At 29.9% G+C, this 15,812-nt stretch carries 15 protein-coding genes and 3 pseudogenes; 9 read left to right on the top strand and 9 right to left on the bottom strand.

The window, feature by feature from the left end; translation table 11 throughout:
• Window positions 1-383: 383 nt before the first annotated feature.
• The 6 genes from EAG11_RS02735 (at window position 384) to EAG11_RS02760 (ending at window position 6,315) form a co-directional block, all read left to right on the top strand.
• Complete coding sequence (locus EAG11_RS02735) at window positions 384-1,574, top strand: hypothetical protein (RefSeq protein WP_129537786.1); 1,191 nt, start codon at window positions 384-386, stop codon at window positions 1,572-1,574.
• A gap of 200 nt (window positions 1,575-1,774) precedes the next feature.
• A complete protein-coding gene (locus EAG11_RS02740; RefSeq protein WP_129537787.1) occupies window positions 1,775-2,236 on the top strand; it encodes a hypothetical protein in 462 nt (153 codons plus the stop codon).
• A gap of 473 nt (window positions 2,237-2,709) precedes the next feature.
• Entirely contained in the window at window positions 2,710-3,018 is a 309-nt protein-coding gene (locus EAG11_RS02745; protein WP_129537788.1) for a hypothetical protein, read from the top strand.
• Window positions 3,019-3,122: 104 nt separating this feature from the next.
• Window positions 3,123-3,548: a hypothetical protein gene (locus EAG11_RS02750; protein WP_129537789.1), complete on the top strand. Its 426-nt coding sequence runs from the start codon at window positions 3,123-3,125 to the stop codon at window positions 3,546-3,548.
• A gap of 23 nt (window positions 3,549-3,571) precedes the next feature.
• Window positions 3,572-4,711 (top strand): AraC family transcriptional regulator, encoded by a 1,140-nt coding sequence (locus tag EAG11_RS02755; RefSeq protein WP_129537790.1) that lies wholly within the window; start codon window positions 3,572-3,574, stop codon window positions 4,709-4,711.
• 134 nt (window positions 4,712-4,845) lie between these two features.
• A complete protein-coding gene (locus EAG11_RS02760; RefSeq protein ID WP_129537791.1) occupies window positions 4,846-6,315 on the top strand; it encodes a serine hydrolase in 1,470 nt (489 codons plus the stop codon).
• Window positions 6,316-6,384: 69 nt separating this feature from the next.
• On the opposite strand, the gene EAG11_RS02765 is transcribed toward EAG11_RS02760, so the two are convergent.
• The 3 genes and pseudogenes from EAG11_RS02765 to EAG11_RS22055 form a co-directional block, all read right to left on the bottom strand.
• Window positions 6,385-7,149, bottom strand: coding sequence for a TIGR02757 family protein (locus tag EAG11_RS02765; RefSeq protein ID WP_129537792.1), 765 nt, complete (start codon window positions 7,147-7,149; stop codon window positions 6,385-6,387).
• A gap of 117 nt (window positions 7,150-7,266) precedes the next feature.
• A pseudogene (locus tag EAG11_RS22050) lies at window positions 7,267-7,704 on the bottom strand (ABC transporter ATP-binding protein); the annotation flags it as partial.
• 228 nt (window positions 7,705-7,932) lie between these two features.
• Window positions 7,933-8,145: pseudogene (locus EAG11_RS22055) on the bottom strand (ATP-binding cassette domain-containing protein); the annotation flags it as partial.
• Window positions 8,146-8,434: 289 nt separating this feature from the next.
• Here EAG11_RS22055 and EAG11_RS02775 point away from each other — a divergent pair.
• A complete protein-coding gene (locus EAG11_RS02775) occupies window positions 8,435-8,749 on the top strand; it encodes a hypothetical protein (RefSeq protein WP_129537794.1) in 315 nt (104 codons plus the stop codon).
• Here EAG11_RS02775 and EAG11_RS02780 read toward each other — a convergent pair.
• The 6 genes and pseudogenes from EAG11_RS02780 to EAG11_RS02805 all read right to left on the bottom strand — a co-directional run bounded on the left by EAG11_RS02780 (window position 8,739) and on the right by EAG11_RS02805 (window position 13,971).
• Window positions 8,739-9,041, bottom strand: coding sequence for a DUF6787 family protein (locus EAG11_RS02780; RefSeq protein WP_129537795.1), 303 nt, complete (start codon window positions 9,039-9,041; stop codon window positions 8,739-8,741). The two genes, EAG11_RS02775 and EAG11_RS02780, sit on opposite strands and share 11 nt — an antisense overlap.
• Window positions 9,042-9,073: 32 nt before the next feature.
• Complete coding sequence (locus EAG11_RS02785; protein ID WP_129537796.1) at window positions 9,074-9,505, bottom strand: DUF6146 family protein; 432 nt, start codon at window positions 9,503-9,505, stop codon at window positions 9,074-9,076.
• 365 nt (window positions 9,506-9,870) lie between these two features.
• On the bottom strand, window positions 9,871-10,431 hold the full coding sequence (locus EAG11_RS02790) for a DUF937 domain-containing protein (protein ID WP_129537797.1): 561 nt from the start codon (window positions 10,429-10,431) through the stop codon (window positions 9,871-9,873).
• 102 nt (window positions 10,432-10,533) lie between these two features.
• A complete protein-coding gene (locus EAG11_RS02795; RefSeq protein WP_129537798.1) occupies window positions 10,534-11,484 on the bottom strand; it encodes a D-2-hydroxyacid dehydrogenase in 951 nt (316 codons plus the stop codon).
• 262 nt (window positions 11,485-11,746) lie between these two features.
• Window positions 11,747-12,816 (bottom strand): annotated as a pseudogene (gene serC / locus EAG11_RS02800) (3-phosphoserine/phosphohydroxythreonine transaminase).
• Window positions 12,817-12,912: 96 nt separating this feature from the next.
• Window positions 12,913-13,971, bottom strand: a complete 1,059-nt coding sequence (locus tag EAG11_RS02805; RefSeq protein ID WP_129537799.1) for an acyl-CoA reductase — start codon at window positions 13,969-13,971, stop codon at window positions 12,913-12,915.
• A gap of 130 nt (window positions 13,972-14,101) precedes the next feature.
• Here EAG11_RS02805 and EAG11_RS02810 point away from each other — a divergent pair, with 130 nt between their 5' ends.
• Window positions 14,102-14,452 carry a 4Fe-4S dicluster domain-containing protein gene (locus tag EAG11_RS02810; protein ID WP_129537800.1) on the top strand — a complete coding sequence of 117 codons (351 nt, stop codon included), beginning with the start codon at window positions 14,102-14,104 and terminating at the stop codon, window positions 14,450-14,452.
• Window positions 14,453-14,609: 157 nt separating this feature from the next.
• Complete coding sequence (locus EAG11_RS02815; protein ID WP_129537801.1) at window positions 14,610-15,773, top strand: hypothetical protein; 1,164 nt, start codon at window positions 14,610-14,612, stop codon at window positions 15,771-15,773.
• The last annotated feature ends 39 nt before the right edge of the window (window positions 15,774-15,812 follow it).

Here is a 15,812-nt window from a genome sequence, read left to right on the forward strand (position 1 = left end):
TCATCTGATAATTTAAATGTATAACAAGTTAATATTCAGTGTTTAATATGTTGCTAAATACTTAGTTCTAACAATTCTAAATCGTATTTTGTTAGGATTAAAGCATTCATTTTGCGAAGATTTAAATTGAATTCTTATTAGTAGTGCCAAAATAAAAAGCTTGTGATTAATAGAAAGATATCTATTTTAAAGTATTGCTTTTTCATATTTATTCAGCCTTAATTTTTAGTAATATTGATACTAATATAAGTACGAAATGTATTAAAAAAATAAAAAGCACCTTTTGATGATTTATATTTTTTTTGAATATTTTTGGAAGAATGAAATCAGAAGGAATTTTAGGAATTTATCTATAATATCTTAAAAAAAAACAAAAGAAGATTATGAGAAACTTATTGATATTGTTCTTATTTCTTTCAAATATTTGTTTTGCGCAAAAACTGAGTAATTATTTAGGGTTTGATTTAATAACTCATAATTCTTCTATAGTTAGTTTACAGGGGACTTGGGGAATAAGCCAATTGATAGTTAATCCTGATATAACAGAATATTCATTATCTCAGCAAACACTTGATAGATCTGATAATTATAGAAACTATATAACGTTAAATGCCAATCAAACCTTTGTGTGTGGTTATAGTGCTAAGTGCGGAAGTGGTTGTTTTACTAGAATTTTAGGTAAATATAAAATCATAGATGAAAACTACATTTGCTTTTATATTGATAAGATTACTGGTTACGGTGACTGCTTTGGAGACTCTGAGCCAAACAAAGATTTTGGTTTATATTACTATCATAAATTTGATGACGGTTTTCTTCTTTTAAAGAGCACAGGAAGTATTGAAAACGATAAACAAAATATAGAATATCGTAATTTAATTGTTGCTAATTATTCAGAAATTAGAAATTTTGACAATACTAGTCTCACTCATTTGATGAATAGATGCAAACAAACTGACTTAAAAGAAGATTCAGATATCATTGCTTTTTGTATGGCTGAAAACCAAATCAAAGATTATGAGCTATTATATTTGATGAAATCAGATCAATATAAGTCATCGTTTAAGGCTTTGTTAAAAGTCAACGGTGAATTTCGTTATGTAATATATGACGAAGGATCTAAGCAAGTTATTTTATATGATGATAGTCAAATTAAGAATATTGATAGGTTGATTAAAGAAATCAATGATATTAAAACATTAAAAAAGAAATGTTTTAAAGAACCATATGACCCAAAAACAATAACATCTGATAAAAATACAATAACGATATATAAAAAGAAAAAAGAAATTTATAAAATTGTATATGTACAGTATAATCAAAATAGTGAAATTCCTTATACTAAAATTATTTACTTTCAAAATTCAAAACCAATATGTATTGAAAGTCTGAGAAATACAAATGACAAAGAAAATAAACAAATTCCTCAAATGGTAATTTATGTTTTGGATTGGGAAGAGAATAAGGTAGTGAACAAAATAGAAACTGAAACAAGATATATATCGACATCTATTTATAGAGAAAAAATAGTAATTAACCGTATAATGGAAGTAATTAATAAACAGGGCTTATAAATGAAACAAATCTTCTATCTATTATTTTTTTAGTTTCATTTTTTTGTTTTGGACAGAAAAATTATAAAGTTACCAAAGGTGAACTACAATTAATTAGTAGAAATGCAGGCATCATAATAAAAAAAAGTAATAAATATTATGAGTTTAAGATTAATTATGATTTTGATAATAAAAATTTCAAACTGGAAATTGAAGCTAAATTGAATGAAATTTCAGAATCTGATTTTCAGGATATTAAAAATAAAAAAGATCTTGTTTTCAATAACGAAATAGATTCTTATAAATTAAAAAAATACGATAAATACAAATATATTTCAACTCACAATCAAGACGGCTCTAGTGAATTTTATAAATTCAACAAAGATCTTTATTTTCTTAATGGAGAGTTTTACCCATATTTAATTTTAGATTTTGGCAAAAATAAAAAAATAATATTATTAGAATCAAGAGGAGATTATATAATACCAACAGAATCAGGATTTAAATTTTTATTAAATCATTATAGAGATGAATTCAATATGTATCAAGTAGTTCAATTAAAAACTCAAAAAGCGATTGATATCTATACTGGATATTTTTCTAATTTGAGTAAATATTATAAAGTTGATACTCTAAAAAACAAAAAAGTATTTTTAAAAATTTATATAATAAAAACATCTTAAAGACTTCTTTTGACTCGATTAATTTTAATCACCATTTTATAGTTGGCTATAGTGGGGAGAAAATCAAAATTTATAATTATAAATTTGACAGACTTACTCTTTCCAATGTCCAATCGATTAAATTAGAAAAAAAATTCCCTAATGCACAGATTATACAGCATAATACTTTAAAAAAAATTAACTTATTAGGGGAAGAATATAAACGAGGTGATGGACCTTTTAGCGTTAATCTATCATTTCAATTTCCGGATAACAAAGTTGAATTTAAAATATTTAAAGAAAATCAAAAATTTTACATTTCAGGAGATTTTAACGAGCTAAAAACTCATGAATATAAACCTGTTAGTTTTGGAGGTTATTATAAATCAGAACTTTATCATACTTCTGAAATTGAAGATATTGAGTATCATGCTGAAGGTGATATTTATATAACACTAAAAACAGAAAGTGGATACTTGAAAAAAAGACCATTTTTGATATGGTTAAAGTTAAAAAATGGAAAATATAGTTTAAATATTCTTGATTACTTGTTAAATGAAAATCCTAGTGAAGAAGTTAAAAAGATTAATGATGAATTGCCTAAAAACTTAGATTCGATTGCAAGAATTAATCAAGATATATATATAATCGAAAAAAATGGTTTTTATACCTACTTCCCAATTGTAAGAGAGATTAAGTATAAAAAAATAGAAAAATTTCAAGATAATTATGCCCGTTTTGAATTGCCAAATGGGCAAAAGGGATGGTTGGATTTAGATGGAAAAGAATATTTGGATAAATAGAAAAACGGATATAACATACTGGAAAAGATTGGGAATTTAGTTGGACTTATAATTAATCTATAGTAGTATAACTATTGACTAAAATGGATTGGATAAAAAAAAACATGAAAAAATACATTTTTAAATTTTGGTTACTAAACTTTTTATTGACTGCTATATTATTCTTAATTTATTATGTATTGGCTTTTACACAATTAAAATCAAACAATGGGAATTTGTTTGAAATCATTTTAGATTTCTTATTTACACTCTTTAATTTATATTACATATTAGCATATTCTATTGTAATGATTGTTTTTTCAACAGCCTTCTTTCTGAATTTACAAAAGACCATTCGTGCTAATAATTTCTTATCAGCATTAACTTTTATAGCGATACCCTTAGTTGCTGTGATTTATATTCTAATTGATTTATATCCTTATAATTCTTTTGTTGTGGTCTGGTGGATTGGTTTTCCTTTGGCTTACTTACTATTTATAATATTTCAATTTTATATATTTAGAAAAAAAATCAATAAACATGAACTGTAGTAATAACAAAAGAAAATAACTAAATGGAAAAGATTAATTTATTAATAATTGTGATTGTAATCTCTCTGTTCATTTCATTATTTCTTGCATTTTTTCTGGTAATAGTTAAAACAAAGAATAAGATAAGTAATTATCTTTTTGCTACTTTTTTATTATTAACAGCAATAGATACCAGTCAAACTTTATTTAACTTAATAGTTGATAAACCTTCAAATTTCGGAATGTTAAGAGGTTTATTTGCTTTCTTGCAAATTCCTGTTTTTTACCTATATGTATTGTCTGTTTGTTACTCGGATTTTAAGCTCAAACCTAAACACTTATTACATCTGCTTCCATTTGTAATAGCGAATGTAATTTTGATACCTCGTTTTTATGCAGTAGATGTTACTTCTAAAATTAATTTTATTAAAAATTATCAAAATGTGGTTGAAATACAGTTCAATCATATTCTTATACATGTTCAGTTAGTTGTATATATCATTGCTGTTTTTATGGTATTAAGAAAAGCAAAAAAACTATACCTCGAAAATTGTGCAGGTACAAGTATTAGTTCTTATAATTGGTTGTTTCAGTTTACGGTTGTACTAACTATTTTGTATTCGGTTGCTCTTTTAAAAAATATCTTCAAGTTTTCGGATTATCCCTATATCTCTGAATGGATAAAAATTGGGCTCCTCGTATTTCAGTTATTTATTATTTGTTGGTATTTATTTAAAGCATTAAATAATCCTGGTTTATTTAGAAATATTGATTCAAGATTAAAACTGGTTTCTGAAATTGTTTTAGAAGAAAAAAAGAAGGAGCAACTAGTTGTAAGTGAAAAAGAATATAATGAAGATTTATTAAAATTACAGCAGTATATGGCTGAAAAAAAGCCATTTCTAGATCCTTCCTTAACAATTCAGGATGTATCTAAAGGTATTGCAATTCCTGTTAGGGATCTTTCGCTTTTAATTAATCATAAGTTAGAGCAGCATTTTTACGATTTCATTAATACCTATCGTATAGAAAGTGCCATGGATATTTTAAAAGATGTTACAAAAAGTAAGGTAACAGTTCTTGAAATTCTTTATGATGTAGGTTTTAATTCAAAATCTTCTTTTAATACTGCTTTTAAAAAACATACAGGGTTTACTCCTACTGAGTATCGTAAAGCTTTGTAATTTAGCGTTTTGTAATTACTCGTACTAGTTTTTTTAAACAAATGCGTTCGAATATTTTTATTCGGTCGCGTAGGTTTGTCTTCTCCTGCATCTTTGTATCGAAATAAATTCTTAACCTTAAAAATTACGATACAATGAAAAACATTATCTATTTATTACTTTTTATAGTAACAGTCGCAAGTGCTCAAACAAGCAAAAAAGCAGTATCAAAAGAAAGAGACTATAGCTTTCTTACAGACAGTTTAAATATCGATAAACAACTAGAAAAAAATAAACTGGCAGGATTTAGTGTTGTTGTTTTCGAAAATTACAAGATAGTCTACTCAAATCAATTTGGTGTAAAATCAATGGATTCAAAAGAGAGAATGGATCAAAACACCGCTTTTTCTACAGCTTCAATTTCAAAACCAATTACAGCGCTTCTTTGTTTTATGCTCGAAGAGAAAGGATTGATTAATTTAGACGATCCTATAGATGGCTATCTAAAACGCTGGCATTTACCAAAAAGTAAGTTCACCGCAAACAACAGCCCAACCTGGAGACAATTTCTTAACCATACGGCTGGTACAACTCAAAGTGGATTCGCTGATCACTATGAAGGTGATACAATCCCAACAATAAAAGAAAGTCTTTTAGGAAAGATTCCGAGATATGATAAAGAAATTGATTTCTTGTTTACCCCAGGAACAGGTTGGGCATATAGTGGTGGCGGTTATGTAATTGTTCAGATGGCACTAGAAGATACTTTTAATAAATCTATGGCAGAACTTGCAGCGACATATATTTTCTCTCCTCTTGGGTTAAAAAACACTACAATGATACAGCCTAATGAAAAAGGATTCCCTATAAATGTAGCATTTGTTCACGATGAGAATGGGAAGGTTATTAGAACAGGTTTGCCAATCACACCGCAAGTTGGAGCATCAGGAATGTGGTCTACACCTACAGATTTAGCTAAAATTGCTATCGAGATGCAAAATGCCTTACGTAATAAAAACAATAAAGTGATTTCACATAATGTTGCAAAAAAAGTAACTGAAGTAACCGCTTTAAAAGATGCTGTTGGCGGATGGAGTTATGGATGGCAAAAGTCCTTTGGTTATAATAACTATGATTGGTTTATATGTAATGGTTCAAATACAGGAGTGGGAGGTAGTGTTTTTGCTACTATGACAGATGGAAATGGTTTTGTATTTCTGACCAATGGCGAAAAACCGAATCGTTTTCCTGTGATGGGACAGACTCAAAGAAAGCTTCTGACCTTGATGGATTGGAATGGAAAAATGGTTAATGATGAAATCCAGGAAATGCCATCAGGCTTAAAACAAAAACTAATAGGAACTTATGATGATTTCCTTTATGCGCAAGGAGTGAAAACTAAAATTGTAGAAAAGAATAACCGTCTGTATGTTGAATCTCCATTATTAGATCATTTTAAAGGGAAAAATGATAATGAATTGGTATATCTTAAAAATGGATTATTTAAAATTGTAGATTATCCAAACTTGTTAAAATTTGATTTCAGCGATGGAAAATTAAGTTCTGTAATTTTAACTAGAGATAAGATGAGCACAAAAGTTGAAGTGGTTGAGAAAGCAGAATAATTATCGTTAATAAAGAATCCCTTAAGTAATTGAATTTATTTAAGGGATTATTATTATATGATAAGTATATTAAAATCCTTCGAATACGCCAAGTCCAAACAACGCAAAATCGTATTTTACGGGGTCTTTAGGATCCATTTCTCTAAGTTTTTTGTCTAATTCAGCCAAAGCTTTACCATCGTTTTGCTTTCGGGTCAGAATACCTAGTTTTCTAGCTACATTTCCGGAATGAACATCTAAAGGACAGGATAAGGCTGCAGGAGAAATAGTTTTCCATATTCCTAAATCGACACCTTTGCTGTCTTGACGCACCATCCAACGGAGGTACATATTGATACGTTTTGCTGCCGAATTGTTTAATGGATCCGAAATATGCTTTTGGGTTCTTTGTAAATGATCTATTTCAAAGAATGCTTTTTTGAATTCGTGAATGCTTTTCTGTAAACTATCCTCTTCTTGATTTTTGGAGAAGACAGCTTCAAGTCCGCCATGATTTTTATAAATGTGTTGCAATCCTTTTATAAAACTACCAAAGTCTTTTCCGTTGAAAGTACGGTGTACAAAATTTTCTAATCTTGCTATATCTTCATCGTCGTGATTCATGATAAAATCGTAGGGAGTGTTTCCCATTAATTCCATCATTTGATGTGAGTTTTTAATAATCATTTTGCGATTTCCCCAAGCAATTGTAGCGCTAAGGAATCCGGCAATTTCGATATCTTCTTTTTGAGTAAATAAATGCGGAATCTGTACGGGATCACTTTCAATAAAATCTTGGTTGTTATATTGAATGACTTTTTCGTCGAGGAATTCTTTGAGTTCGTTTTGGTTCATGATTGATGTGCAAGTAAGTTTTTGAAATACGTAAAGGCTAGCCCTGATAGAAACGGTATCCTTTTTTGTTTTTTCTTTAAAAACAAAAAGATACAAGTGGATAGCAGGAAGAGGCTTCTAATTACTAATTAAGCCATCAACCATTACGAGTTTTCTGTCGGCCATATTGGCTAGTTCCTCGTTGTGAGTCACTATTACAAAGGTTTGCCCGAATTCATCACGAAGTTGAAAAAATAATTGGTGTAAATTTTCTGCCGAATGGGTATCTAGATTTCCAGAAGGTTCATCGGCAAAAATAACATCGGGTTTATTGATTAAGGCTCTTGCAACGGCAACACGCTGTTGTTCTCCGCCTGAAAGTTCGCTAGGTTTATGATTTATTCTGTGTGATAAACCTAAATATTCTAAGATTCTTTTAGCCTCATTTTCGGTTTCGCCTTTTGGTTTGTTTGCCATAAATGCGGGGATACAAACGTTTTCTAAAGCGGTAAATTCAGGTAATAGTTGGTGAAATTGAAAAATAAAACCAAGATTTAAATTTCGGAAATTGGATAATATCTTGTCTTGTTTGTTTTTCTTTTTAAAATAACGATTCATATAAATCGCTAGTACAAAAAGAGGCAGTAATAAAGCTGCAATGATAATGTATCTAAAGGTATCGTCAAATATTGTAAGCTTGAAGAAAAATAAAAAAACAAGTAAGCATAAAGTATAAATACAACCTATCCAGGAAACCCATTTGAAAATTTTTTCTTGTTTAGAATTGTCAGTTTCTACATCTTGTAATTTTAATACATTTTCTCCGTTTATAATCAGAGACGAATCTGTATTTATTTCAGGTTTATCGAGTGTTCCTAAAATTTGCAAAAGGGTTGTTTTTCCTGCTCCAGAAGCACCAACGATAGAAACAATTTCTCCTTTTTTAATATGCAAATCAACTCCTTTTAAAACCTCAAGTTGATCGTAGAATTTATGTATATTTTTTGCTTGTATCATTATGAAACTGTTTTTACAAAGTAACAAAGATTCTACGGATATAAAAATGTGTTATAACAGAATTTTAGGAACATTTATTTGTAAAATCTAATTACATGAAATGATATTGTGAAAAGTGAATTGTAAAAAGTGAGATGTATAATAATGCTAACTCTGTATCGAGTAAAATTTTAGGAACGGAATTTGATTAATGGATATAGAATTAATGAGTTTACTTAGAAAAATATATTAGTTACTAGTTTAAAATGAATTATATTTGATAGTAACTCAGCTTTTAATATGTATTAAAATGGATGAAAAAACGCTTGTAAAAGACGAGAAGATAAAGAAGCTTTTGTTAGGATTACTTTTTGATGGTATAGGAATGCTTTCCTTTACAATTCCTTTTTTAGGAGAGTTCTCCGATGTTGTTTGGGCTCCCTTGGCAGGTTTCTTAATGACCTATATGTACAAAGGGCGTGTAGGAAAAGTGGCTGGTATATTAACTTTTGTTGAAGAAATTATTCCGTTTACAGATGTAATTCCGTCGTTTACCTTGACTTGGTTCTATACTTATTTTATTCAAAGGAAAGATAAGAATATAGATAAAGACCTTATTCTTTAAATAGAAATCCCAATCCCATATTTTTGAGCATTTTTTTCTCAAAGTTCCAAAAGAAACGGAATTGACCAAAAATAGCTCCAATTGCGACAAGTAGTACCTGATAAATAGGGAAAATGATTATTAATCGAATAAGTGTGAACCAAAACCCGAAATCTTCTTTTGTGATTCCTAACCAAACGCAAAAGGGATGAGACAACCAAGCCGAAGTAGAACCGGTTATAGCAAATACAATAAATATGATGGTGAGTTGAAAATTAGAAGTAATTCCCCAACGTTGTTTTAATTTATTCATTTTTATTTATAATGATCACAAATATAGCAACATTATCTTGAAGGGACATAACCTGCTAGCTTTTGTTTGTAAGTATTTTGAAAATAGATCATGTAATTATAGATTAAGTAATTTACTTCGTATCCATAATTAATAGTTGGGTCATAATCGATTCTCATTTCATATAGATTGGGATTGTAACGTTGTGGTTGTAAAACTCTGCTATTCCATTCTTGTACATATTGGCGGTTTTTATTTTCCAGATATGATTGTGAATAATAATTTCGAGGTAATGCCATTGTAGCTAACCAGGTGCTAAAACCACTGTCAATTATTATTACTTCGTATTCTAATTCGTCATTTGCAATACGAACCGTATCATTTACAGAAGTAGCTGGTTTCTTAGAAATTGCAACGTTTGTCTTTTGAGTAGAGCATGCCGTAATAACAAACAAAATAAGAAATATGTAAATGCTGTTTTTCATGGCCTAAATGTTGAAATATAAAATTACAAAAAATCAGTGAAGGCTTTTTTATTTAACAGTTTTTATGAGAGGGCACTGAGGTTTTTAGGAAGGTACTAAGTTCCGATAGCTATCGGAACAAAGGGACAGAGGTTTCTTGTAGAGGTGTATAATTTTTAGATCCAAAGGTTTTCTGTAGAGACGTACTACAATTCGTCTAAAATATTCAGAGACACAAAGTTTTTTGCAATAGGTGCATTTTTAATAAGGATAAAAAATTTCAAGAAATATATACATACAAAAAAGCTGTTTGCATAAATGCAAACAGCTTTTTTTTTAAACTTATAACCTTAATTTCTCAGAACCTTAGGTTTTTTTGAAGAAACCTATTTCCCGAATAATTTTCCTAGTAAACCTCCAATGCCACCACTTTTGTTCCCTAATTCCATAGCATCACTAATATCTACTTTTCCATCAGCATTCTGATCTAAGCCAAATTGCATTCCGTATTTATTAATAGTTTCCATTATTCCAGATGCCTGACCTCCATTTCCTGAAATAGCATTAATAATGTCTGATATTTGAAAACTACTATCGTTAGGATCTTTTGCTTTTCCTACAAGAGAACCTAAAATTTGAGGAATCATGCTACTTGCTACATTGCTTGACGCTTCTGTGCTTAATCCAAATTTTTCACCAAGATTTCCTGTTAGCTGTTGCGTTAGTTGTTGAACAACAGGATTTGAATTGTCAATAGGGGAGTTTCCTTGAAATAATCCTGCAAGTTGTTCAACACCGCCTTCAGATGCTATTTTTTGTAACCCAGAAAGTATAGAACTACTTGTTTCATTCAGTACTGCTTCATTTTGTTCATTTGGTATAGCAGCATTGTTTACAACAGAGCTACCTCCGTACTGTTGTACTAATTGTGTTAATTGCTCAAACATGAATTTTAGGATTTAGATTAGAACTCAAATTTAATAAAAAAAATAAAGGGATTTATTAAACGATGTTAATAAATCCCTTTTAAGTGATTTAATTATAATTGATTAGCTTAACAAAGTAATGATTTGTTGCGCTAATTCTGTACCAATTCTGTCTTGTGCTTCTCCAGTTGCAGCACCAATATGTGGAGTCAATGAGATTTTTGTATGCATTAAAATAGCCATTTCTGGTTTTGGTTCGCTTTCAAAAACATCTAATCCTGCAAAAGATACTTTTCCGCTATCTAATGCTTTTACCAAAGCAACTTCATCGATAACACCACCACGAGCACAGTTAACAATACCAACACCATCTTTCATGATAGCTAATTCTTTCTCTCCGATGATGTAACCATCTTGAGCAGGAACGTGTAAAGTAATGAAATCAGCTTCTTTAAATAAAGATTCTAATGATTGTGAAACAATAGTTGTAGTTATTGATTGACCGTCAAAGAATTCAACTTTAACATCTACTTTAGGGATAAAGCTATCTGCAGCGATAACTTTCATTCCTAATCCTAATGCCATTTTTGCTGTAGCTTGACCAATACGGCCAATACCAACAATACCAAGAGTTTTACCTCTTAATTCAGTACCGTTAGCGTATGCTTTTTTCAAACCGTCAAAGTTTGTATCACCTTCAAGAGGCATATTTCTGTTTGAATCGTGTAAAAAACGAACTCCATTAAATAAGTGTCCAAAAACTAATTCAGCCACAGATTCAGATGATGAAGCTGGAGTGTTAATTACATGAATTCCTTTGCTTTTTGCATAGTCAACATCAATATTGTCCATACCAACACCACCGCGACCAATTATTTTTAATCCTGGGCAAGCATCGATAATATCTTTACGTACTTTGGTTGCGCTACGCACCAAAACAACATCTACATTGTTTTCGTTTACAAAATTAGCAACTTGTTCTTGTGCTACTTTTGTAGTTATAACTTCAAATCCACCTTTTTCTAAAGCAAGAATTCCACTTTTAGAAATTCCGTCATTTGCTAATACTTTCATTGTGTGTTTATTTTTTTTATTGATTAATCGTTTAACTTTTTAATCGATGAACCAATCTATTATGATTTTTTCTTTTTTGTTTAGTAGCCAATCCCGCTATTCGTTCCAAACGAAGTTCACTGAACTCCGATTAAAATAAATGTTTTAGTGAAGTAATCTTTTTTGTTTTTAAAGAAAAAATAAAAAAGGATTTTTACTTCTATCAGGCTAGGGTTTCCAGATTCAATAGGAATTTCGATTAAACAATTAACCGAATAACCTATTAAATTTTAGACTCTAAAGCTTTCATTACATCTACTAATACCTGAACGCTTTCTATTGGCATTGCATTATAAATAGATGCTCTGTACCCACCAACTGAACGGTGACCTGGTAAACCAGAAATATTAGCTTCTTTCCACATGGCATCAAATGTAGCTGTATGGTCTGGATTGTTTAATAAGAAAGTGACGTTCATTTTAGAACGATCTTCAACTGCTGCTGCACCTTTAAATAAGGGGTTTCTATCAATTTCTGCGTAAAGTAAAGCAGCTTTTGCATCGTTTAGTTTTTCAACTGCTACAACACCACCTTTTTCTTTAATCCATTGTAATGTTAATAATGAAACGTACACTGCAAAAACAGGAGGAGTATTATACATACTTTCTGCTTTGATATGTTTTGTATAATCTAGCATACTAGGAATTGTTCTTCCGTTTTTACCAAGAATTTCTTCTTTAATAACCACTAGAGTAGTTCCTGCAGGTCCCATATTTTTTGAGCTCCAGCATAAATTAAATCAAATTTAGAATAATCTAAATTACGAGAAAAGATATCAGAACTCATGTCACAAACTACTGGTACATTTGTTACTGGGAAATCTTTCATCTGAGTTCCAAAAATGGTGTTGTTACTTGTACAGTGAAAATAATCTGCATCGGCAGGTATTTCGTAACCTTTTGGAATATTGTTGTAATTTTCTTCTTTAGATGAAGCTACAGTAATAGTTTCTCCAAAAAGTTTTGCTTCTTTTATAGCTGCTGCCGCCCAAGTTCCTGAATCTAAATAGGCTGCTTTACCGTTTTCTCTCATTAAATTATAAGGAGCCATTAAGAATGCTGTGCTTGCACCACCTTGTAGAAATAAGGCTTGATACCCTTTTCCTTGAAGTCCTAATAATTCTAAAGCAAGGGAACGAGCTTCTTCCATAACAGCAACGAAATCTTTACTTCGGTGTGAAATTTCTAAAATAGATAGTCCTGAATCATTAAAATTTAAAATAGCTTTTGATGCTTTCTCAAAAACTTCTTGAGGTAAGATACTTGGTCCTGCGCTGTAGTTGTGTTTTTTCATGGTGTAGTTAAGTTCCAATATTTTTTAGAAACGCAAATTTCGGGAATAGGAGTCAAAAAATCGTTAAATTATTCGCAATAATTCTAAGATTTTAACTTATGTTATTAACAAAAACGATATAGTATCTACGTTGTCTGCATAATCCCGGAGCTCAGGAGTCTGTGTTTTTCCAAATGGAATACTTTTTTCTATTAAATTATTACTTACGATGCATTGAATTTGCTCGTTTTCAGCTTGTAAACGTTGTTTTAAATCCTCTATATTTTCGTAATTTTCATAAAAAACACTCGAAATAGGAGAGGCATGGCTTGTGTCTTCTTTTAGAGTAAGAAAGCCATTGTCTAGTAATTTGAAGTTGCTCATCAGGAAAACGGCCTTGTTGTAGTCGTAATTGTTAGCATATTTTTCATAATGTATAACATCCTGATATTCAAAAATTGCTTCAAAAAAAGCATCAAATTTATAGCCTTCAGGAACAAAAAGCTTAGAAACATTTCGGCATCCTAAACCAAAATATCTGAAGATATCTTCGCCTAAGGCAATAAGTTGTTCTTTGGATTCTTTTCCGTTTAGTACAGCAATAGAGTTTCTGCTTTTTCGTATAATTGAAGGTTTGTCTTTAAAATAGTATTCAAAATAACGTGCTGTATTATTGCTACCTGTAGCAATTACAGCATCAAAATTTTCTAATTTCCCATCTACGAAAGTAATATTATTAGCAAAATCTGGATTAATCGCAATAAGGTATTTAGCTATAAAAGGGAGTAAATGCTGATCATTTGAAGAGGTTTTTATAAGTACGCTATGTCCTGTAATTAAAACACATAAAAAATCATGAAACCCAACTAATGGAATGTTTCCTGCTAATATTAGAGCTATATTCTTAGGGTCTTTAATGTTTATATCATATGCAGAAAGCCAAGTATTTATGTTTTCTTCTGTCAATGCTTGAGCCCAAGATTGAATAGCAAAATAAACTTGTTCAGGCGTGTACCAGCCATTATGTGATTGAGATAGTTCAATCAGCTTTATGAAATCATCAAAAAACAAGTCATTACTTAGAACATTATTGTCTTTTTTACAATCATTTTCAGAAAATTGACTTAAAAACTTGCCGAGTTCTATAAAAGATTGTTTTTTTTCGTTTTGTAACATAAGTAATTTGTATATGAATAGTTTTGATTGTAATTTTGCACAAAAATAAGCTATATAAGTTATAAGACAAAGCAGAATAAAATCTTATTATTTCTAAACTTGTAACTTTTAACTCGTAACCAAAAATAAAATGGCAATAATTATAACCGACGAATGTATCAATTGTGGTGCTTGTGAACCAGAGTGCCCAAATACAGCAATCTATGAAGGTGCTGATGATTGGAGATACAAAGATGGAACAAAACTATCTGGAAAGATAATTTTACCAGACGGAACTGAAGTTGATGCAGAAGATGCTCAAACTCCAATTTCGGATGAAGTTTACTATATCGTTCCTGGGAAATGTACCGAATGTAAAGGGTTTCATGATGAACCTCAATGTGCTGCAGTATGTCCGGTTGATTGTTGTGTACCTGATGATAATCACGTAGAAGATGAAGAAACCTTGTTGAATAGACAAGCGTTTTTACATGGTGAATAAAATAGCTCATTTCCAGAGTTTTAAGAATAATCCTGAGCATCAAGCTCAGGATTTTTTTGTTTAAATATTTTTTTAATCATATCGTTTTTGAATACTTTTTTTTGCTAATTTGGTAATGTTTTTTTTACATTTCATTTAGTGACTTTATCAAGGGCCTATGAATAGATTACTATTTTTACTTTTTATGTTGTTTAGCATGAGTGTTTTAGCTCAAAGTAAGGAATATTCGATTGTTGTTAAAGATATAGATACACAACTTCCTATAGATGATGCAACAGTAGTTGTACTTAAAACCAAACAAATTTTATTGAGTAATCAAGATGGAAAAGTAACTTTTATGTTAACTGGTGGTTCTAATTTTCAAGTTTCAGAAGCAAATCATGAGCCATTAATTGTTCGGTGGGCGGCATTAAAAGAAAATGAATTTGTAATTTATCTGAAAAATAAAAAGAATAAATTAGATGAAATTGTTTTATCTAAAGAAGCACCAGATAAAATACTGCACAAAATTGTTTCTAATTCGATTAAGAAGTTAGCGGTATCCTGTCGGCTGAAAGTGTATGTAAGAGAATTTTTTATGCTCGATAATAAATACTCTTATTATAATGATGGACTTGTAAATTTTCAGTTTTCGGTAAATCAAAAAGAACCAACAACAACATTACTAGTAGAACAAAATAGATCTTATGGCTTGATAGATACCGATGTAAGTGCTGATTTAAAGGGATATAATTTGAATAATATTATGGAGAATTATTATAATTTGAATTATTTGGATCCAATTCTAGATTCAAAACTAAAGAAAGAATATTATTTTATCATAAAAGGGCATCCTAGTAATAAAGATTATTATGTAATGTTTGCAAAACCAATAAAGATATCTAAAAAAGTAATGGATAGTTTTGAAATTGTTTATGATCCTGAGAAAAGATTAATAATCGAATTTATGATTGTCACTACTCCAGAAACTGCAGCTAAAATTGAAGATAAAACAAATGTGGGAGCTAAGAATATTACGAGATCACTTGTAAAAGTGAATTACAGAGTAGATGGTTTAGATTACTACTTATTGAGTTCAAACGAGGAAATTGCTTATGACCTTGTATTAAAAGATAAAATAAAAAATATTCAGGTTCGTAATAGTTTTGTAACAACAAACTTCAATAAACAAAAGTTTACTTATAATGAGAGTGATGTTTTTAAAGAGAAAACACTTTTCAATAAAAAGAATAAAATATTGACTAATTACTGGGATACTTCAGGATTCAGAGCCACTGATGAAGAAAAAATATTGATAGGTGCATTAGATTATAAGATGTAGTTTTTAAAAATAGTAACAAAAAAAAATCCTGAGATATGC

This window comes from Flavobacterium sp. 140616W15, from assembly GCF_003668995.1.
GTDB lineage: Bacteria > Bacteroidota > Bacteroidia > Flavobacteriales > Flavobacteriaceae > Flavobacterium.

Excerpts from the sequence above, each read along its gene's own strand:
- EAG11_RS02755 (WP_129537790.1), top strand. The coding sequence starts at position 3,572 with ATGGAAAAGATTAATTTATTAATAATTGTGATTGTAATCTCTCTGTTC.
- EAG11_RS02815 (WP_129537801.1), top strand. The coding sequence starts at position 14,610 with ATGAATAGATTACTATTTTTACTTTTTATGTTGTTTAGCATGAGTGTT.
- EAG11_RS02735 (WP_129537786.1), top strand. The coding sequence starts at position 384 with ATGAGAAACTTATTGATATTGTTCTTATTTCTTTCAAATATTTGTTTT.
- EAG11_RS02810 (WP_129537800.1), top strand. The coding sequence starts at position 14,102 with ATGGCAATAATTATAACCGACGAATGTATCAATTGTGGTGCTTGTGAA.
- EAG11_RS02765 (WP_129537792.1), bottom strand. The coding sequence starts at position 7,149 with ATGAACCAAAACGAACTCAAAGAATTCCTCGACGAAAAAGTCATTCAA.
- EAG11_RS02795 (WP_129537798.1), bottom strand. The coding sequence starts at position 11,484 with ATGAAAGTATTAGCAAATGACGGAATTTCTAAAAGTGGAATTCTTGCT.
- EAG11_RS02780 (WP_129537795.1), bottom strand. The coding sequence starts at position 9,041 with ATGAATAAATTAAAACAACGTTGGGGAATTACTTCTAATTTTCAACTC.
- EAG11_RS02760 (WP_129537791.1), top strand. The coding sequence starts at position 4,846 with ATGAAAAACATTATCTATTTATTACTTTTTATAGTAACAGTCGCAAGT.
- EAG11_RS02775 (WP_129537794.1), top strand. The coding sequence starts at position 8,435 with ATGGATGAAAAAACGCTTGTAAAAGACGAGAAGATAAAGAAGCTTTTG.
- EAG11_RS02785 (WP_129537796.1), bottom strand. The coding sequence starts at position 9,505 with ATGAAAAACAGCATTTACATATTTCTTATTTTGTTTGTTATTACGGCA.
- EAG11_RS02750 (WP_129537789.1), top strand. The coding sequence starts at position 3,123 with ATGAAAAAATACATTTTTAAATTTTGGTTACTAAACTTTTTATTGACT.
- EAG11_RS02790 (WP_129537797.1), bottom strand. The coding sequence starts at position 10,431 with ATGTTTGAGCAATTAACACAATTAGTACAACAGTACGGAGGTAGCTCT.
- EAG11_RS02805 (WP_129537799.1), bottom strand. The coding sequence starts at position 13,971 with ATGTTACAAAACGAAAAAAAACAATCTTTTATAGAACTCGGCAAGTTT.